The 18,252-nt window shown below is 43.6% G+C and carries 19 protein-coding genes; 13 read left to right on the plus strand and 6 right to left on the minus strand.

The features are described 5' to 3' along the window. Positions 1-19 precede the first annotated feature (19 nt). Together MKY93_RS04350 and MKY93_RS04355 are read right to left on the minus strand one after the other, a co-directional pair. Complete coding sequence (locus MKY93_RS04350; RefSeq protein ID WP_139365953.1) at positions 20-1,060, minus strand: LCP family protein; 1,041 nt, start codon at positions 1,058-1,060, stop codon at positions 20-22. A gap of 189 nt (positions 1,061-1,249) precedes the next feature. Then, positions 1,250-1,882, minus strand: coding sequence for a YigZ family protein (locus tag MKY93_RS04355; RefSeq protein ID WP_009765882.1), 633 nt, complete (start codon positions 1,880-1,882; stop codon positions 1,250-1,252). A 148-nt stretch (positions 1,883-2,030) separates the two neighbouring features. On the opposite strand from MKY93_RS04355, the gene MKY93_RS04360 reads away from it, so the two are divergent. The 4 genes from MKY93_RS04360 to MKY93_RS04375 all read left to right on the plus strand — a co-directional run bounded on the left by MKY93_RS04360 (position 2,031) and on the right by MKY93_RS04375 (position 5,075). Beyond that, the gene (locus tag MKY93_RS04360; protein ID WP_221837541.1) at positions 2,031-3,179 is read left to right on the plus strand and encodes a sensor histidine kinase; all 1,149 of its coding nucleotides are present in this window, start codon (positions 2,031-2,033) and stop codon (positions 3,177-3,179) included. A gap of 28 nt (positions 3,180-3,207) precedes the next feature. Beyond that, positions 3,208-3,888 (plus strand): response regulator, encoded by a 681-nt coding sequence (locus tag MKY93_RS04365; RefSeq protein ID WP_040758372.1) that lies wholly within the window; start codon positions 3,208-3,210, stop codon positions 3,886-3,888. Between the two features lie 74 nt (positions 3,889-3,962). Beyond that, positions 3,963-4,526, plus strand: coding sequence for a nuclear transport factor 2 family protein (locus MKY93_RS04370; RefSeq protein WP_009765879.1), 564 nt, complete (start codon positions 3,963-3,965; stop codon positions 4,524-4,526). A gap of 171 nt (positions 4,527-4,697) precedes the next feature. After that, entirely contained in the window at positions 4,698-5,075 is a 378-nt protein-coding gene (locus tag MKY93_RS04375; protein ID WP_040758371.1) for a hypothetical protein, read from the plus strand. Here MKY93_RS04375 and MKY93_RS04380 read toward each other — a convergent pair. The 3 genes from MKY93_RS04380 to MKY93_RS04390 all read right to left on the minus strand — a co-directional run bounded on the left by MKY93_RS04380 (position 5,038) and on the right by MKY93_RS04390 (position 7,550). Next, on the minus strand, positions 5,038-5,574 hold the full coding sequence (locus tag MKY93_RS04380; protein ID WP_009765877.1) for a competence protein ComK: 537 nt from the start codon (positions 5,572-5,574) through the stop codon (positions 5,038-5,040). The two genes, MKY93_RS04375 and MKY93_RS04380, sit on opposite strands and share 38 nt — an antisense overlap. Before the next feature lie 156 nt (positions 5,575-5,730). Continuing rightward, positions 5,731-6,894 carry a M20 family metallopeptidase gene (locus tag MKY93_RS04385; RefSeq protein ID WP_009765876.1) on the minus strand — a complete coding sequence of 388 codons (1,164 nt, stop codon included), beginning with the start codon at positions 6,892-6,894 and terminating at the stop codon, positions 5,731-5,733. Between the two features lie 146 nt (positions 6,895-7,040). Then, positions 7,041-7,550 (minus strand): antibiotic biosynthesis monooxygenase family protein, encoded by a 510-nt coding sequence (locus MKY93_RS04390; protein ID WP_009765875.1) that lies wholly within the window; start codon positions 7,548-7,550, stop codon positions 7,041-7,043. 433 nt (positions 7,551-7,983) lie between these two features. Here MKY93_RS04390 and hemE point away from each other — a divergent pair, with 433 nt between their 5' ends. Genes hemE through hemY form a run of 3 tightly spaced genes read left to right on the plus strand, consistent with a single transcriptional unit; the run spans position 7,984 to position 11,445 of the window. Continuing rightward, entirely contained in the window at positions 7,984-9,027 is a 1,044-nt protein-coding gene (gene hemE, locus MKY93_RS04395) for a uroporphyrinogen decarboxylase (RefSeq protein WP_009765874.1), read from the plus strand. Positions 9,028-9,066: 39 nt separating this feature from the next. Further along, on the plus strand, positions 9,067-9,993 hold the full coding sequence (gene hemH / locus MKY93_RS04400) for a ferrochelatase (protein ID WP_221837538.1): 927 nt from the start codon (positions 9,067-9,069) through the stop codon (positions 9,991-9,993). A gap of 3 nt (positions 9,994-9,996) precedes the next feature. After that, positions 9,997-11,445, plus strand: coding sequence for a protoporphyrinogen oxidase (hemY, locus tag MKY93_RS04405; protein ID WP_009765872.1), 1,449 nt, complete (start codon positions 9,997-9,999; stop codon positions 11,443-11,445). A 378-nt stretch (positions 11,446-11,823) separates the two neighbouring features. Here hemY and yhfH read toward each other — a convergent pair whose 3' ends face one another. Continuing rightward, positions 11,824-11,949, minus strand: coding sequence for a protein YhfH (gene yhfH, locus MKY93_RS04410; protein ID WP_009765871.1), 126 nt, complete (start codon positions 11,947-11,949; stop codon positions 11,824-11,826). 206 nt (positions 11,950-12,155) lie between these two features. Between yhfH and MKY93_RS04415 the strand changes: the two genes are divergently transcribed. The 6 genes from MKY93_RS04415 (at position 12,156) to MKY93_RS04440 (ending at position 17,873) form a co-directional block, all read left to right on the plus strand. Continuing rightward, positions 12,156-13,148 carry a lipoate--protein ligase gene (locus tag MKY93_RS04415; RefSeq protein ID WP_009765870.1) on the plus strand — a complete coding sequence of 331 codons (993 nt, stop codon included), beginning with the start codon at positions 12,156-12,158 and terminating at the stop codon, positions 13,146-13,148. Beyond that, entirely contained in the window at positions 13,145-13,357 is a 213-nt protein-coding gene (locus tag MKY93_RS04420; RefSeq protein WP_340758370.1) for a hypothetical protein, read from the plus strand. Before MKY93_RS04415 ends, MKY93_RS04420 begins: the two co-directional genes overlap by 4 nt. Before the next feature lie 84 nt (positions 13,358-13,441). Next, the gene (locus tag MKY93_RS04425; RefSeq protein ID WP_445683478.1) at positions 13,442-14,140 is read left to right on the plus strand and encodes a response regulator transcription factor; all 699 of its coding nucleotides are present in this window, start codon (positions 13,442-13,444) and stop codon (positions 14,138-14,140) included. After that, positions 14,140-15,207, plus strand: a complete 1,068-nt coding sequence (locus tag MKY93_RS04430; RefSeq protein WP_340758371.1) for a sensor histidine kinase — start codon at positions 14,140-14,142, stop codon at positions 15,205-15,207. Before MKY93_RS04425 ends, MKY93_RS04430 begins: the two co-directional genes overlap by 1 nt. After that, positions 15,188-15,967 (plus strand): ATP-binding cassette domain-containing protein, encoded by a 780-nt coding sequence (locus MKY93_RS04435; protein ID WP_040758369.1) that lies wholly within the window; start codon positions 15,188-15,190, stop codon positions 15,965-15,967. The genes MKY93_RS04430 and MKY93_RS04435 overlap by 20 nt, the downstream gene beginning before the upstream one ends. Continuing rightward, positions 15,939-17,873 carry an FtsX-like permease family protein gene (locus tag MKY93_RS04440; protein WP_078817242.1) on the plus strand — a complete coding sequence of 645 codons (1,935 nt, stop codon included), beginning with the start codon at positions 15,939-15,941 and terminating at the stop codon, positions 17,871-17,873. The genes MKY93_RS04435 and MKY93_RS04440 overlap by 29 nt, the downstream gene beginning before the upstream one ends. Positions 17,874-18,252: the final 379 nt, after the last annotated feature.

Below are 18,252 nucleotides of genomic sequence, written 5' to 3' on the forward strand. Positions count from 1 at the left end.
TGGCATCTCGCTCTTTTCCTTACTGATGTGCTACCTCGCTTGGAGGAGAAGTTTGGTTGGTGTCCAACTCCGTCAATGAAGAAGAATCAGGAATCAACCCAAGATGTGATTTGAGGATTTGCTTTGTTTCTTCCAAATCCCGTTCGTCAAGTTTATAGTAATACACGCCAGTAGACCAATCATCGTAACCGCTTAATGATAAAGTATCTACTTCAGGCATACCGCTTTTTACATACTCAATGAAAGAAAGCATTTGTTTTGATGTCATGTCAGTTTTCATATTTTCACCGAGAGCGTTGATCACATCGCCATATTTCGTAATGGACTTGATGGAGGTTGCTTCTTTGATCATCGCTTGAAGAATCATTTGTTGACGTTTACCACGTTCAAGGTCGCTGTCGAGTTTACGCGTCCGTGCTAAGGCTAATGTGTGACGTCCGTCTAAGCGTTGCAAGCCAGGCATCAAGTGGATTGCATTCTTATCGTTTTCATCTTTTTCAATCCGTTCATAAGGTACTTCTACCTCTACACCGCCAAGCGCGTCTACCACATCGATAAACGCATTGAAGTTCATTTTGACGTAATAATTAATCGGGATATCGAATAACTCTTCCACTGTATCGATGGAAGCAGCTGTCCCTCCGTAAGCATGTGCATGTGTGATCTTGTCTTTGTATTTGACTTCTGGAATGTAGACGTAGGAGTCACGAGGAATGCTGACAAGCTTTACACTTTTTTGTTTAGGATTTAAAGTAGCTAAGATCAATGCGTCAGAACGTCCGTGACTCTCTTCTTTTTGACGGGTCTCACTCTCATCCACACCGACCAAAAGAATCGAAACTTTGTCTTTCGCAGGCTCTACACGCAGCTCTTGCTGCGAATCCTTTTTGGCGAGTGGCTCGTAGGAACGATCCAATACATCCACTGTCTGATTATGCAGCTTTGCCAAATACGCGGCGCCTACTGCCACTACAGCGAGAAACGTAAATAAAAATATTTTTAAGAAGAGCCGAGTTTTCGAAGAGGCTTTCTTCCTTTTTTTATAATCTTTTCTTTTCATCATATACCTCCAAAGTGTACGGCAGAAAAGGCCGTCAGTGGCGAATCGGGCAAAAACAGCCGTGACTTACTGACACATAGTCAAGTATTCATGCCTTTTTCATTAGTCAGATTACTGAAAGAAGGACATATTAATCATCTATTACATCTTCTGCTATTATACCTGTTTTTTTTGCAAACGTATAGTAGTTCAAATAGCGAATTCAAGAAACTTGTGACGGATTGTAGTGATTTCTGCTTGACCGTTCGTCAGCTCTGTCATCCATTCTTTAAATGTCATTTCATCTTCTGCAGGAACATATAAAAATAGTCCGACGTCCTCTTCATAGACGATTTCTTTTAAAGGATAGGCAGATTGGCGAACCTCATTCTCAACTTTTCCTAACCAAGTATAATCTATAGAAGTCTTTGTCAAGAGATGCAGCCTTCTTTCTACGACGCCTGTTGCGGCAATTCCTTCTGAAGCGGCTTTACCATAGGCGCGAATCAATCCGCCCCCACCGAGTTTAATGCCGCCGAAATAGCGTGTGACCACGATGACGGTGTCTTTCAGTTGTTGTTTTTTCAGAACCTCCAAGATTGGAACGCCCGCCGTGCCGGAAGGTTCCCCGTCATCGTTCGCTTTTTGGATATGATCGTGCTCGCCTATTATATATGCAGAACAATTATGTGTCGCGGAATGGTGTTGTTTTTTGATATCCTGGATGAAGTCGAGTGCTTCATCTTCAGTTTCTACTCTTTTGACAAATGAAAGGAAACGAGATTTTTGAATCACGAATTCACTTTCACCATACTGGTTTACAGTTTTGTAATTAGCTCGCATTTGTCGTGCCCCCTACATTTGTAATATACTTATAATACTTTTACATCATCTAGATGATATACTATATGAAGTGTATAAGTAATTAGGCTAAACTGCAATGCTGCTCACTTTGCATATTTTTACATAGACAGATGCGGGAGGGAGTTATTTGAACGAGAAGGCGATCGACATCCAACAAATGGAGAAAATTTTCGAAAACATGGTCGATGTAATGGATCAGTCGAAAAATGACATATTTTTAATTAGCGAACAAAGCCGTCAAAGTTTTGAAGAGATGCAGAAAGAGCTAGCTGAAGTGAAAGAGAGCATTTCCCATGTCATAACTGAAGGCGATTATCTAGAAGATATGTCACGCCACTCAAGAAAACGCTTGGCTAACGTGTCGAAGAATTTCATCAGTTATAGCGAAGATGAAGTGAAGCAAGCTTACAGTGTGGCAAATGATTTGCTTGTACGCGTCTCTGTCAATAAAATGGAGGAAAAGCAATTGCGAACAAGACGTGATGAGTTAGAACGTCGACTTGTCATGTTGCTCTCTACAATTGAAAGGGCTGATCAACTTGTTAATCAAGTAACCACAGTGATTACTTACTTAACATCGGATTTGAAAAATGTGAGTACGGCACTTGAAACTGCTCGTCACAAACAAGATTTTGCAATTCAAATTATCCAAGCCCAAGAAGAAGAGCGTAAACGACTTTCACGCGATATTCACGATGGACCGGCTCAAATGCTGGCGAATGTACTGATGCGTTCAGGATTGATTGAGAAAACATTTGTGCAAAAAGGTCCGGACAATGCATTGTATGAACTGGCCCAGCTGAAAGAGTCAGTCAGAGGAGCACTATCCGAAGTGCGGCGCATTATTTACGATCTGCGTCCGATGGCTCTCGATGACTTGGGGCTTGTCCCGACATTAAAAAAATATTTATCGACCATTAGTGAATATGAAGCACCACTAACTATACATTTTCAGAGCAGTGGAGTTGAGAGAAGATTTGATTCCAACTTTGAAGTGGGGATTTTCCGCCTCGTTCAAGAATCTGTCAATAACTGCATCAAGCATGCAAAAACAGATGAAATTTGGGTGAAAATCGAGTGGTTGCGTGAAACTGTAAATATACTCATAAAAGACAAAGGTTGCGGTTTTGATACAAATGAAGTGAAAGATAAATCATTTGGGTTAATTGGAATGCAAGAACGCGTGGATTTATTAAAGGGAGAAATGAAAGTTATTTCGAGTATTGATGAAGGAACTTCGCTTCTTTTCCGAATCCCGCTAGATGAAGAAAGATAAGCTACATAAAGACTTGGAGGAACAGAACATGGAATCAACGAAAATTTTAATAGTAGATGATCATCAATTATTTCGCGAAGGGGTTAAACGCATTTTAGACTTTGAAGAGTCGTTTAACGTAGTAGCGGAAGGTGATGACGGGAGTGAAGTGGTTGAATTGTTCGAACAATTTCAGCCGGATGTAGTACTAATGGATATTAATATGCCCCGTATGAACGGTGTAGATGCTACGGAGCAATTGGTGAAGGAATACCCGGACGCAAAAGTGATCATGCTATCCATTCATGACGATGAGTCCTATGTGACACACGCTTTGAAAACGGGGGCACTTGGCTTCATGCTGAAAGAGATGGATGCCGATGCGATTGTACAAGCGATCAAAGTAGTGGCTGCTGGGGGATCATATTTGCACCCGAAAGTTACACATAACTTAGTATCAGAATTCCGCCGCTTGAGTGAGAGAGAACATAAGGGATCTTTCCAGCAAAACGACATTCGCCGTCCGCTTCATTTATTGACGAAACGGGAATGTGAAGTACTGCAATTGCTGACGGACGGACAAAGCAACAGGACGATCGGTGAAACATTGTTTATTTCCGAAAAAACAGTGAAAAACCACGTCTCCAGTATCTTACAAAAAATGAATGTAAACGACCGGACACAAGCAGTTGTCACGGCAATTAAAAATGGTTGGGTAGAAGTAAAATAATTATCTTTACAAAAAGAAAAAGGACCTTTGCTTAATTAAGTTAAAAGGTCTTTTTCTATATGTAGGAGGAAAAAATGAAGAAAAAATTAGCAGCCGCATCTATTAGCGTCGCACTGATTTTGGGTGCATGTTCGAATGCGGGAGAAACCAATCCAAATGACATCGACAATGGGGAAGCGGCTCCGGGCAGCGGGGCGATCGACCATGGTGTCGACGATAACAAAGTGGGCTTTAGCATGTCGGGTGATCAAGTCGAAGAGGCATCGGATGTTCCGGACGAAGAAAAGAAAAATATTCTCGCAGCATTCGACCGATATATTGAAACGTTGAACAACAAGGACGTGGACGGCTATCTGGCTACGTTGTCTAAAGAAGGTTATGATCTGAAAGAAGAGCGTAAAGCGACAGAAGAAATGCTGAACACAACAGACATGAAGCGCGAGGCAGATAACGAAACAATCGTAAAATATGATAAAGATACAGCTCAATTGTTTGCTACGATGAAAACGACTTTTACTGATTTGGAAAGTGGAGTAGAAAATGTTCCGGAAGGTCGCCAAGTGACAGTGTTCCATAAAGAAGATGGCGCGTGGAAAGTCTTCTCGATTCATTTTATCGGGGATGAACCACAAGAATAAAAGGCATTCAGCCAAAAACTGCACCCTGCTTGTTAGGTATGATTTAACAAGTGGCGGTGCAGTTTTTGTATGAAGAGAAACAAAAATTACCATACTAATACTGCTTGCTTTATGAGCTTAAAGGAATTATAATCAGTATACGAACATAAGTTCTTATAGGAGGCGATGTTTATGCCTTTGATTCCTGCGGAGGCATTGCCGTATTTGGAGAACCATATTTATTTGCCCATGCTAATGACCATTCTAGAAAGAGATCGACAATTAGTGGAAAAAGTCCCCTTTAAACTGAAAAGTCCCTATCTGAATTTGCTGGAAGATGCAATGAATTCGGTAACGACAGATTTGCAAAAAACTGCTGTATATTTGCGGCAGCACAAGATGAAAGTAATCCGCCAATCTTCAGATGAGTTATTCACAGAATATCTATTCGTGCATGATGGCTATGAAGACTACCGCCGTTACTTAAACGTACGCTTGCGGAACCGTACAGAAGAGCTATTAAATCAGTATCTCAGGAAATTGGAGAGTCAGAATTTTTTGGCTCCATGATCATATAGTAAGAACTTCTCAGTTCTTCCTGAGCGTTATCAAAACGCTCGGAAAGGAAATGCGACAGTGCAAGTTGCCGATAGACCGTAGCGATGGAAGTGTTTAAAGACATCCGAGTATCATTTTTTAGAACGACCGAGACTCCATCCTTATGCTGGTGCGCATCTTTTACGGCATGATAGGCAATCCAAGAATTTTTATGGAGCGATGGGGACAATAAAGGAAAAAACAGCAGCGGCCGATCGTTTGAATGGGTCAGCATGATCGGCGGTTTAGGCCGTTTCTTTAAGTCGCTTTTTGAACTGTTGATAATCGAATCGAAATTTGTACGATAATGCGTGCAAGAATCCCTCATGATTTCCAAAGGTGTTTTCTCGACAATGAAAGTTCGATCATTTTCTACTACTTTTGTATAGTAAGGATTCGAATGTTGCCCGTGAAGTAATGCAAAAGTATGAAATGTGACTACGTAAGACGATAAATTTTGTTGATTTACCATAGCGTACCCTCCTCTTTTATAGGACAATATAAGTGTTTCTCTCATTATATGACAGAAAAAACTAAAATCAACAACAAAATACAGAAAAGGTGAATTATTTAGTTAATTACATGAAAAAAGGCTGCCAACAGAATAAAATATGTTGACAGCCTACGTTCACTTTTGGTATTCGATTGCTGCAGCGCCGAGAGTTTTTGCCGCTGCCATCATCGCTTTTTCATCGATGTCGAATCGAGGATGATGGTGAGGATATGCGTCCGTCGGTTTAGCTCCTGTAAAGAAGAAGGTGCCCGGTACTTTTTCCAGGTAATAAGCAAAATCTTCTCCACCCATCTGTGGTTTCATTTCTTCAACACCTGCCAAATCAGGAATTGACTCAGCGACAGATTTAAGGAAAATTGTTTCTTTGACATGATTGACTACTGCAGGATAGCCGCGGGTATACTCTACTTTAATCTGGCAATCATTTGCAATAGCGGTACCTTCCGCCACGCGGCGAATCTCCTGTTCCATCAAATCACGGAGTTCTTGTGTGAATGTCCGAACCGTCCCAACGATCACTGCCTGATCGGCAATGACGTTGTATGCGTTATCCGAAATGAATGATCCGACAGATAAGACTGCCGATTCAATGGGATCAACACGTCTAGAGACGATCTGCTGTAAGTTCATGACCAATTGGGAGCCGATGACAATCGCGTCCTTTGTTTGGTGAGGAGAGGCGCCGTGTCCGCCAGCTCCCTGAATAGTGAAGTGGAAACGATCGGGTGCTGCCATGATCGGACCGTCTGCATAATAAATGACACCCGACTCAAACAAAGACCAAAGATGCGTACCAAAAATGACATCTACTTCATCCAGACAACCGTCTTCAATCATGGCGATCGCACCGCCAGGAGCCAGCTCTTCTGCGTGCTGGTGAATAAACACATATTCACCTGCCAACTCTTCTCGCATTTCGTGGATTGCCTTCGCAAGCTGGAGAAGTGTCGCAGTATGGCCGTCATGGCCGCAAGCGTGCATGACTCCCGGAACTTTAGAAGCATAAGGTGTGTCTTTTTGATCTTGAATAGGCAATGCATCAAAATCAGCACGCAACGCGACAGTCTTTCCAGCTTTTCCGCCTTTAACTTTAGCCACAACTCCATTGCCACCAACGCCAGTACGAACGTCAACACCTAATTGTTTATAAAAATCCGCAATATAGGCAGCAGTCTTTTCTTCTTTAAATGAAATTTCGGGGTTCATATGTAAATGGCGGCGAATCTCTACCATGTCATCATATGATTGTTCTAATTTCTTGAATAATAAATCTCTCATCAAAATTCCCCTTTCAACCTAAGTACGAAACTATGCATCCCTAGCTACTAGTATAGCAATGCGAAAGGACAGCCGCAAATAGGGCAGTCTGACAATTCAGGCGAAAGCAGAGCTGAAGGAAGAAAAGAAGGTTTGACGTGGATACGTCAAATCTCCTCAGTAGGTGTTTTGTATGTGGCGGTATAAGGTGCGCTCGAAAAAATATGCAAAGTGGCTCCGCCTTGGTCTTTAAAATTATTAGGGTTGGAAAGTTTTGAACCAGGGGAGTTATGCCATAGTTCATAAAGCCGCTTCTCTGTCCATTCAGTCAGTATGATGTACGTGTCGGAACCGATAGGACGTAACAGACGAAAAGCAATGAAACCTGGAAGGTCTTTCAATTTAGTGCCCATCGTTTTGTAGTGATGTTCAAAAATCGGTTTGCCTTCGTCGGTGACTGCAACGTTATCCAAAGCATAATATCCGTTCTCAGAAAGCTGCCCTTCTGCTCCTACAACCTCATATTTTCTAGGAGTTTGGAAAACGGATGCTCCACTTGTTTCGTGAAGCAAAAGTGTATGACCACCGCCATTCATTAAGATGATCGATTCGTTCTTGTACTTTTCTTTAACCTTTTCCATAAAGTCAATAGTTCCTGTTGTCATATAAATATTCATCAATAGTTCCTCCTTTGGCTAGTAACATACGAATTAAACGGCTGAATCCAGTCGATCGTGTTCTATCTTATCCTGTTTGTGTATTCTATAGTAAATAGTTCCCCTTAATACTAAAAATCAAACTCAAAGTAAGTTAGTTAGGGGGAATGATTGTCTAAAACATGGCGAAGTGGTCAAGAAGCAAAGCACAAAATTATGACAAAGGGGCAATTCGCTATACATTGACTTATCAACAGTTTATGATGAGAAACGAATAATAATTTAACTTCACTCTACCGTGCTTGAATTTCAACGGAGTGAAATTAAAGCCTCCAGCGAATGTCACAGATTTTTAAAGGGAATTTTCGAGTGAGTTCGAAAAAATCTGGACACAATTGCGCCGAGGCGTAATTGATTGATAAACGTAAAATAATGGAAAGAGGGATCGGTAAACATGACAACGTTTAATGATACGTTGCTGCGTGCTGCCAGAGGAGAAGAGATTGGCCACACACCTGTGTGGTTCATGCGTCAAGCAGGACGTTCGCAACCGGAATACAGAGAGATTAAAGAGAAGTACTCCTTGGAAGAGATCACGCACCAACCTGAATTATGTGCATATGTGACGAAATTGCCTGTCGATCAATACGATGTAGACGCGGCTATTTTATATAAAGATATTGTAACACCATTAGTTGGAATCGGAATTGACGTGAAGATAAAGTCCGGCGTTGGCCCAGTCATTTCTAACCCGATACGTTCGATAAAAGATATCGAGAAACTTGGAGAGTTTTCGGCAGAAGACCAAGTTCCATACGTTTTGGACACGATTAAAATCTTGACCCAAGAACAACTGAATGTACCGTTGATTGGTTTTGCTGGAGCACCTTTTACACTTGCCAGCTACATGATCGAAGGGGGACCTTCCCGCAGTTATAATTTAACGAAATCCTTCATGGTGTCTGAACCAGAGGCTTGGTTTGCGTTGATGGATAAATTAGCGGACATGACGATTGCCTATATTCAGGCGCAAGTGGCAGCCGGAGCAAAAGCTGTTCAAATATTTGATTCGTGGGTAGGTGCACTAAACGTGTCAGACTACCGTATCTTTATTAAGCCAACGATGACACGTATTTTCTCAGAACTTCGCAAGTTAAACGTTCCATTGATCACATTTGGCGTAGGTGCGAGTCATCTGGCAAATGAATGGCATGATCTTCCTGTCGACGTAGTAGGACTGGATTGGCGATTGTCCGTTAAAGTAGCAGGAGAACGCGGGTTGACAAAGCCGCTTCAAGGGAACTTAGATCCATCCATGCTGTTGGCGGATTGGTCGATCATTGAAGAACGCGCGAAACGAATTGTCGAAGAGGGTGTCGAACACGGCAGCCATATCTTTAATTTAGGCCATGGTGTCTTCCCAGAAGTACAGCCGGCTACATTGAAACGTTTGACAGCTTTCGTGCATGAATATAGTGCACAATTGCGCTCAAAATAAACTGAAGAATAATGTATTAAAACCAATGAGGTGAACAATATGACAAAGAAGAAAATGGGTCTGCTTGTGATGGCGTATGGAACACCATACTCAGACGAAGACTTGGAACCCTACTACACGCATATCCGCAGAGGTCGTCCGCCGGCACCTGAGCAATTGGAGGATCTGCGCAATCGCTATGAAGCAATCGGAGGGATTTCACCGTTAGCTAGAATAACGGAAAATCAAGCGAACGCGTTATGCAACCGTTTGAATGAAGTGCAAGACGATATCGATTTTCAAGTATATGTCGGGCTGAAGCATATCGCTCCGTTCATTGAAGATGCAATACAAAAAATGCATAACGATGGAATAGAAGAAGCTGTATCTATCGTCTTGGCACCTCATTTCTCAACGTTCTCGGTAAAATCGTATAACGGTCGTGCGAAAGAAGAAGCGGACAAGCATGGAATTCGTATGACATCTGTGGAAAGCTGGTACAAACAGCCGAAGTTCATTGACTACTGGGCCAACCAATTGCGTCAGACATATGATGCGATGGACGAGTCTGAACGCAAGCATGCATGTTTGATCGTCTCGGCACATTCATTGCCTGAAAAGATCTTGGCAAATGGCGATCCGTATGCAGATCAGTTGAAAGAAACAGCTAAACTGATTACAGAAGCAGCCGGAGTGAAAACATATGCACTTGGATGGCAGAGTGAAGGACAAACCGGCGAGCCGTGGCTTGGACCTGACGTACAGGATTTAACACGTGAGCTGCATGAAACAAAAGGTTACAAGTCCTTTGTTTATACGCCGGTCGGTTTTGTTTCCGATCACCTAGAAGTGTTGTACGACAATGATTACGAATGCAAAGTCGTTTGCGATGAAATCGGAGCGGCGTATCATAGACCTGCGATGCCAAACACAGATCCGTTATTTGTGGATGCGATGGCGGATGCAGTATTAGAAAAGTTAAAGTAAGGTATGGAATCCAGCAAGATCGGAGGGACGAAGGACATGAATGGGCGGAAAAAAGTAGTCATTATCGGCGGGGGCATCACAGGGCTTTCTGCGGCTTATTATATGCAAAAAGAAGTTAATGAACAGGGGCATCCTTTAGATATCACCTTAATTGAGGCTTCACCGGAGCTAGGTGGCAAAATCCAGACAGTGCGCCGAGACGGCTATGTGATAGAACGCGGTCCCGACTCCTTCCTGATCCGTAAAAAGAGCGTAGATCAATTGGCAAGTGATCTCGGAATAGCCGATCAACTCGTCCGAAATGCGACTGGACAAGCCTATATATTACTGCAGGATCAAATGCATCCTATTCCGGCAGGTGCTGTGATGGGGATTCCGACAGAGGTCAAACCATTCATTACATCGGGATTATTCAGTTTAAGCGGAAAACTGCGAGCAGCAGGTGATTTTGTGTTGCCACGCTCCGAAGTATCTGGTGATCAGTCGCTGGGGAAATTCTTCCGTCGACGCTTTGGTACCGAGGTAGTGGAAAATTTGATCGAGCCATTATTGTCAGGTGTCTATGCAGGCGATATTGATCAGATGAGCTTAGAATCTACTTTTCCACAGTTTTATGAAGTGGAGAGAAAGCATCGGAGCTTAATTTTAGGCATGAAAAAAACAACGCCGAAACAGTTGCCGCAGAAAAACAGCCATAGCTCCAAAAAAATGGGTGCTTTCCACACCTTTAGGCAAGGGTTGGAAGCTGTAGTAGAGGCGCTGGAAGAACAGCTCGATCCAGTAGTCGTCATGAAAGGGACTCGGGTAATCAAGGTAGATAAGCAAGATGACCGAGTGATTTTGACATTGAGCGATCAGCAACAAATCGAAGCAGATGCAGTGATCATGGCAACGAGTCATTCCGTAGCAAGTCAATTGTTTGAACCGCATGGTCTGCTAAAGGAACTCGGAACAATCCCAACCACCTCCGTCGCGACCGTTGCACTTGGTTTCCCAAAAAGTGCAATGAAACGCGAAATTGACGGAACGGGTTTCTTAGTGCCACGCAGCAGCAATTACTCAATTACCGCCTGCACACTCGTCGACCGCAAATGGCCAACGACCACACCGGACGATAAAGTGATGGTCAGAGCTTTCGTCGGAAGAATCGGAGAAGAAGCGATCGTCGATTTGCCTGACAGTGAGATAGAGAAAATCGTCCTCAAAGACTTAGGTGAAATCCTAGGCTTAGAAGGTCAACCCGAATTTTGCATCATCACACGCTGGAAAGAAGACCGACCGCAATACCGAGTCGGACACAAAGAAAAAATTCTAAGAGCGAGACAAGAACTCCACGAACAATTCCCCATGATTCAACTCGCAGGCGCCTCCTACAACGGAGTTGGCCTGCCCGATTGCATCGACCAGGGAGTAGCCGCAATGGAGAACATCTTGACCGACCTCTTTAAATAACCAAAACAGCCAGAACGCTATGCTCTGGCTGTTTTTTTATGTGAATTTTTTGATTGGTATATCTCATGTTTTATTGACAATTCGCTTCAGGTTTTGGTATTTAATTTCAGATGTTAGATTTTTATATTTTAGGTTTTTGGATGAAGAGATTCTAGGTGATTGGAGCGGAAGACGGTCGACTCCTGGGGGATTAGCGTGCGCCTTGAGACCCTGGACAGAGCGCAGCGAAGGAAGCGGCTCAAGGCCACGTCCCCCGGAAAGCGTACCGGCTGGAGCGCAAATCACCGGCGAATAGCAGCAATGCCCTCGCAAGCCTGCATCTATTCCAGACAACAAAAAAAGCGAATATCGAGATATTCGCCGAATGAAAGTTTTATATTATTTAATGTTGCAGTGGTCACATTGATTAGAGTAGCACTCATGCTGCTCTTCGATTTCGTTTCCGCATGTCGCACAAACCTTCGCCGGCAAGTTCTTGAAAAACTCTACGATACTTTCAACCATATCTGATCAATTCCTTTCCCTTGTTGTATAACTCCTTGATATATTCACAGTGTATTATAACAGGTAGCAAAAGTCAACACTCTGCAAATTTATCTGTTAAAATAGGTTCAGACCTTTGGTGACGCGCTTTCCACAGGTTTTGGACAAGTTAAATTGAAAGAATTCACAGAAAATAAATGTGACAAAATTGTGAGGAGAGATAGGAAATGCAATTTATTGACAATAAAGGGGTAACAGATCCACGAATTAACTTGGCAATTGAAGAATATGTCTTAAAGACGATGGACGTCGACAAAGATTCGTATTTACTGTTCTATATCAATGAACCATCGATCATTATCGGTAAGAATCAAAATACCATTGAAGAGATCAACACAGAATTTGTGGATCGTGAAGGCATTCATGTCGTCCGCCGACTATCTGGCGGCGGCGCTGTCTATCATGATCAAGGAAACTTGAACTTCAGTTTCATTACGAAAGATGATGGAGATTCATTCCGGAACTTCAAGAAGTTCACTGAGCCCGTAACAGATGCGCTCGCGAAGATGGGCATCAAAGCAGAACTGCTTGGTCGTAACGATATTCTGATCGATGGACGGAAAATTTCAGGAAATGCACAGTTTGCGACAGGTGGCCGAATGTTCAGTCACGGGACATTGCTGTTTGACACAGATATGGAAGGTGTCGTCAACTCGCTGAAAGTGAAAAAAGACAAAATTGAGTCGAAAGGCATTAAGTCGATCCGCAGTCGTGTCGCCAATATTTCCGAGTTTCTTGAAGAGCCAATTTCGATTGAGCAATTCAGGCAGGAAATATTGAATTCGATTTTTGATGGAGAAGAAAATATTCAATATAAGGAACTTACAGAAGAAGACTGGTCAAATATTCGCAAGCTATCTGCTGAGCGTTACGGAAATTGGGATTGGAACTATGGTCGTTCTCCAAAGTTCAATGTGCAACAATCGAAACGTTTCCCGGTCGGGGGCATTGATGTACGCTTGTATGTTGTAAAAGGAAGCATCGAAGATATCCACATCTATGGTGACTTTTTCGGGGTTGGTGAAGTGGCGGAGATTGAACAGCGGCTGACTGGCGTAAAATATGAACGTAAAGCGATTACGGAGGCGCTGGCGTCGATGGATGTGGAGAAGATTTTGGGCGGTATTCAACTAGAAGAGTTTGTTGGATTGATTTATTGAATGAAGAGGAAGCGCGTGTCTTGCGAGGCACTGCGCTTTTTTTCGTTAAGGATATGGTTTGGTTCGGTGCAAAAGGAGTTTGGCGCGTTAGTCTGCTGTTTTGGTTCGGTCAGGGTGGAGAATGGTTCGGTTCGTTGTTGGAATGGTTCGGTGTGATGAGAATTACGTTCGGTTCTGCATCTTTTTTGCGCGGTTCGTTTGTTGATTAGTGAAGAAGCAAGTAGACGGGCTGAGATTTTATGTGGATGAACAAATGCGCTATACTAAATGAAGTAGGAAAGTGAGGGATTGCGGTGAAGCATCGAATTTTCATTGTGGAAGATGATCAGAAGATTGCGCAGTTGCTGGCGGGTACACTTGAGAAGTACCAGTATGAAGTGGCAATTATTGAAGATTTTGATCGGGTGGTGGAAGAGTGCGTGGCATATAATCCGCATTTGGTACTGCTCGATATTAACTTACCAATTTATGACGGCTATTATTGGTGTCGTCAATTGAGACAGCATACGATGTGCCCGATTATTTTCATTTCGGCACGTTCAGGTGATATGGATCAAGTATTTGCATTGGAAAACGGCGGGGATGATTTTATTACGAAGCCGTTCCATTATGAAATTGTGTTGGCAAAAATTAAGAGTCATTTGCGTCGATCCGTCGGGGAGTATGCGCCGAATCAATCGGAGCGGGTTATCGATTTCGGCGATTTGACATTGTACATAGAACGGATGGCGTTACAAAAGGGAGGGGAAGAGATTCCGCTTCAGAAGAAAGAGTGTGTCATCTTGGAGCTGCTGATGGGTGAGTACCCCAAAGTGGTCTCAAGGGAGCGGTTGCTTGAGGAGTTATGGGATGATCAGTCATTCGTCGATGAGAATACGCTCAATGTCAATATGGCACGCGTTCGTAAAAAGTTGACGGATTATGATGTGAGTTCTTGGATTGAGACGGTGCGCGGTGCGGGCTATCGCTTTGTACCGGAGTCTGAGGCGTAATGAAGAAGGCTATTTTGCTGTTCGTTCGAGAACATATCCCATTCATGTTGTTTCAGTTGGGGCTCGTCCTGTTCATTTTGCTGCTGTATTGGCTGGATGGCTTCCGGAATCCAAACACGGCCATCTATTCGGTAGCGATGAGTGTACTGCTGACTTCAGGTTATTTGGGGGGAAAGTTCATTATGCGACGTTCATTTTATTCAGCTATTGTTGAAAAACCTGAAAAAATGGAGGACGCGCTCATCCGGCATGTATTGACCCCGGAACATCGAAAGACGACCGAATACACGCGTCAATTGTATCGTTTGTATCAACATGAGGTGCAGACGCTCTATAACGTCCAACATCGTCATCTGCATTTCATGAATCAGTGGGTGCATCAAATGAAAACGCCGATTTCTGTTATTAATTTACTGTTGCAGGAGGAGGAAGTGGACAAGAAGAGCATCGGTCAGGAAGTGGAAAGGATCCGGACTGGCCTGGAGATAGTCCTCGTCAATGCACGGCTTGAAACATTCGAAGATGATATGCAAATTGAACGATTGCCGTTAAAAAATGTACTGCAGGAAGTGTTGAATGAAAATAAGCGTTTGTTTATTACAAACGGTTTGTTTCCTGTCTTAAATGTAGATGAACAACTGACTGTTGCGACGGATCGCAAGTGGATCAAATTTATGCTCAATCAATTCATCACAAATGCAGTAAAATATACGTTTGAAAAAGGCAAGAAGATACATGTGACGGCTATGCAAAATGCGGAGGGCCTGCTGCTTGAAATCAAGGATGAGGGAATCGGCATACCGGCGTCCGATCTGCATCGTGTGACGAAGGCGTTTTTTACAGGCGAAAATGGCAGACTGTCTGGTGAATCGACGGGCATGGGCTTGTATATTGCATCGGAAGTGTGTCAGCGATTGGGACATGAATTGACGATTTCATCGAAGCAAGGAGAAGGTACGACGGTCGCCTTGTTATTCAAAGACGGAAAGGCGGGTGAACAGCCAGATGCACGATCACAAGATAAACAATCACCAAATAAACAACCAAATGAGGAAACCAATCGTTGAGATGAAAGATGTCACGAAGATTTATGAAGGAAAAGTGATGCACCGCGCATTGAAACAGTTGGATTTTGACGTAGAGGAAGGGGAATTCGTGGCAATCATGGGTCCTTCGGGGAGTGGTAAGACTACGCTGCTGAATTTATTGATGGCTACAGACATCCCAACATACGGCAAGATCGTCATTGGCGGAGTGGAGCCGGAAACTTTGGGTCAAAATGAAATTGCCTTATTCCGCAGACGGCAAATCGGCTTCGTCTTTCAAGAAATTAATTTACTGCAGATGTTGACGGTAGAGGAAAATTTGGTGCTACCGCTGACTCTTGATGGTTTACCTGTAAGGGAAATGAAAAGCAGAGTGCAAGATATGGCGCAGAAATTGAATTTGGAAGATATTTTAGAACGCCGACCTGATGAATTATCGGGTGGTCAGGCACAGCGCACGGCGATTGGACGCGCGTTGATTCATCAGCCGAACATTGTGCTGGCAGACGAGCCGACAGGGAATTTGGATTCGAAGTCTGCGAAAGATGTGCTGGAGCTGTTGGAGAATATTAACACGCATGAGCGAACAACGATCATCATGGTGACGCATGATCCGATCGCTGCGAGTTATTGCGATCGTGTGCTGTTCATTAAGGACGGCGAATTTTTCAATGAAATTTATAAAGATGAGCGCAGGCAGACTTTTTTCCAGCGCATCTTGAATGTGCTGTCATTACTTGGAGGCAATGTGCATGACTTTTCGTCAGTTCGCTTACCGTAACGTTCTCCGAAATCGTCGTGTCTATGCCGCATTTTTCATGGCTAGTGTGTTTTCGGTCATGGTGTTTTTCCTGTATTCAATGCTGCTGTTTCATCCGTCAATTGAGAATTCGTTTCTAAAAGAAATTTCATCTCTTGGTATGGGAATTGCGGAACTTATTCTATTTATCTTCACGTTATTTTTCCTGTTTTATTCGATGCGTGCATTTTTACAGGCGCGTTCGAAGGAATTTGGCGTGTTGTTGTTGCTTGGGATGGCGAAACGGCAATTGTACCGATTGATTTTCATTGAGACGATGTTACTCGGTTTTGCTTCGATCCTTACTGGGATTTTTATTGGCTTTATGTTCTCCAAATTCTTTTTCATGATCGTTAAAGCGATCGTGCAAATTCCCGTGCTGCCGCTTTATTTATCGTGGAAACCATTTGGGTTGACCATAGGCGCGTTCCTCAGTTTATTCGCGATTATTTCGTATATTGCACCAGTGTTCATCCAACAAGGGAATGTATCGGATTTATTGCATGGTGATACGGCAGTGCAGTCGGTTTATACGTACTCAAAAAGGCGCGGCGTTTTCGGCGTCATCTTGTTAGCGCTGGCGTATGGAATGGCGGCATTTGTCTCACGCTCGAGCATTCTCAGTCTATTTTTCTTACTGCCGCCGTTTATCACGTTCGGGACGTACTTCTTTTTCACTGATACGCTGCCGCTTATTTTGCATGCGCTTCGCAGTCAGAAGCATTTTTTCTGGCGTGATTTCTGGATGATTTCCATATCAGAAAGCATTGTTCGACTGAAAGAGAATGCGCGGATGTTTTTCATCGTGACGATCGTTTCGACGATTGCGTTCATGTCGGTCGGAATTCTCGCATCGCTGACGTCATTTGCTTCACAATATCGAGAAGTGAATCCGCTTGGCTTAGTCTATAAAAGCTTTCCGGATAATGAATTTGAATATCGACATATTGCGCAGCTGACGAGTGAATTGGAGCAGCAAGGGCTGGGTTACTCGGCTGTGCGTTTACGCATTCTCGAACAGCAATCTTCTCATACGCGAAACAAAGTGAATATCGTCAAATTGGCGGATTTGAACGAACTTGCTGCTTCATTCGGCAAAGATTCTATCCGGTTATCGCAAGGGCACGCCTTATTCCTGCCTTCCAGTTCTTCCGCTGCGGAAATGTTGCAGAATAAATCGGTACGAACGAAACTGTCGGATAGTAATGTAACATTAGAGGTAGAAGGGGTCTATCCGTATAAGTTGTTCCCGCCGAATGCGATAGGGCTCAATACGATCGTGCTGAATCATTTGGATTTCGATCGGGTGGAAGAACAGATTTCCGCCGATTCATTGGCGTTTACGTATTATGCGTTCAATATAGAGGATTGGCAGAAGACGAAAGACATCGGGTTATCGATCAATGCGCAAGTGTTGGCCGGTCTCATGCTGGACGATCGACAGCCGGTTCGCTTTGAATTTGAGAACCCCGGACTGAATTATTCTCATATCCGCATGACGTTCTCGTTGTTGTTGTTTATCGGCTTGTTGCTGGCGGGCGTGTTTTTCCTGGCGTCGGGCAGTTTTATTTATTTCAGGCTCTACACGTCGCTCAATCATGATCGAAGGCAATATGCTGTGCTGCAACGGATCGGCATGACGGATCGGGAGTTTAAGAAAATCGTCAATCGTCAATTAATCCCGCAGTTCTTCTTCCCATGGGGCGTGTCATTCATCCACAGCGCGTTCGCGTTCCTGTCGCTGCAGGTGATTTGGGATGCGCTGGCTGAAATTTCAATCGTCAAAGAACTGACACTCGTGTTGCTCGGCTTTGCGGTCATGCAAGTCTTCTATTTCTACTTGATCCGCTGGCGTTATATTTCACATATTAAGGCACCTACTTCTTGAAGTGGGTGTTTTTTTAGGATCAAGGGTGAAAAATAGAGTTAGTGAGTACACCGGGATTTCCGCTCCAGACGGGGCGCGTGGCTCGAGCCGCTTCCTTCGCTGCGCTCAGTCAAGGGTCTCGAGGCTTACGCTGATCCTCCCGGAGTCGCCCCGTCTTCCGCTCCAATCCTTAATTAGCATGTTTGGACACATAGTAAGTTCCTTGAAATTTTTTTAAGTCTAAGAAGGGCTCCCATAATCAGAGTACATAACGTGCATCTCTCATTGACTTAGTTTAAGTACGTTAGATTTATGGATATAGTGAGCGGTCCGGGATTTCCGCTCCAGACGGTACGCTTTCCGGGGGGCGTGGCCTTGAGCCTCCTCGTTCGCTTCGCTT

This window comes from Sporosarcina sp. FSL W7-1283 (genome assembly GCF_038003105.1).
Lineage (GTDB): Bacteria > Bacillota > Bacilli > Bacillales_A > Planococcaceae > Sporosarcina > Sporosarcina newyorkensis.

Excerpts from the sequence above, each read along its gene's own strand:
- MKY93_RS04440 (WP_078817242.1), top strand. The coding sequence starts at position 15,939 with ATGACTTTTCGTCAGTTCGCTTACCGTAACGTTCTCCGAAATCGTCGT.
- MKY93_RS04375 (WP_040758371.1), top strand. The coding sequence starts at position 4,698 with ATGCCTTTGATTCCTGCGGAGGCATTGCCGTATTTGGAGAACCATATT.
- MKY93_RS04365 (WP_040758372.1), top strand. The coding sequence starts at position 3,208 with ATGGAATCAACGAAAATTTTAATAGTAGATGATCATCAATTATTTCGC.
- MKY93_RS04380 (WP_009765877.1), bottom strand. The coding sequence starts at position 5,574 with ATGGTAAATCAACAAAATTTATCGTCTTACGTAGTCACATTTCATACT.
- MKY93_RS04350 (WP_139365953.1), bottom strand. The coding sequence starts at position 1,060 with ATGAAAAGAAAAGATTATAAAAAAAGGAAGAAAGCCTCTTCGAAAACT.
- MKY93_RS04370 (WP_009765879.1), top strand. The coding sequence starts at position 3,963 with ATGAAGAAAAAATTAGCAGCCGCATCTATTAGCGTCGCACTGATTTTG.
- MKY93_RS04435 (WP_040758369.1), top strand. The coding sequence starts at position 15,188 with ATGAGGAAACCAATCGTTGAGATGAAAGATGTCACGAAGATTTATGAA.
- hemH (WP_221837538.1), top strand. The coding sequence starts at position 9,067 with ATGACAAAGAAGAAAATGGGTCTGCTTGTGATGGCGTATGGAACACCA.
- MKY93_RS04390 (WP_009765875.1), bottom strand. The coding sequence starts at position 7,550 with ATGAATATTTATATGACAACAGGAACTATTGACTTTATGGAAAAGGTT.
- MKY93_RS04415 (WP_009765870.1), top strand. The coding sequence starts at position 12,156 with ATGCAATTTATTGACAATAAAGGGGTAACAGATCCACGAATTAACTTG.
- MKY93_RS04430 (WP_340758371.1), top strand. The coding sequence starts at position 14,140 with ATGAAGAAGGCTATTTTGCTGTTCGTTCGAGAACATATCCCATTCATG.
- hemY (WP_009765872.1), top strand. The coding sequence starts at position 9,997 with ATGGAATCCAGCAAGATCGGAGGGACGAAGGACATGAATGGGCGGAAA.
- hemE (WP_009765874.1), top strand. The coding sequence starts at position 7,984 with ATGACAACGTTTAATGATACGTTGCTGCGTGCTGCCAGAGGAGAAGAG.
- MKY93_RS04385 (WP_009765876.1), bottom strand. The coding sequence starts at position 6,894 with ATGAGAGATTTATTATTCAAGAAATTAGAACAATCATATGATGACATG.
- MKY93_RS04355 (WP_009765882.1), bottom strand. The coding sequence starts at position 1,882 with ATGCGAGCTAATTACAAAACTGTAAACCAGTATGGTGAAAGTGAATTC.
- yhfH (WP_009765871.1), bottom strand. The coding sequence starts at position 11,949 with ATGGTTGAAAGTATCGTAGAGTTTTTCAAGAACTTGCCGGCGAAGGTT.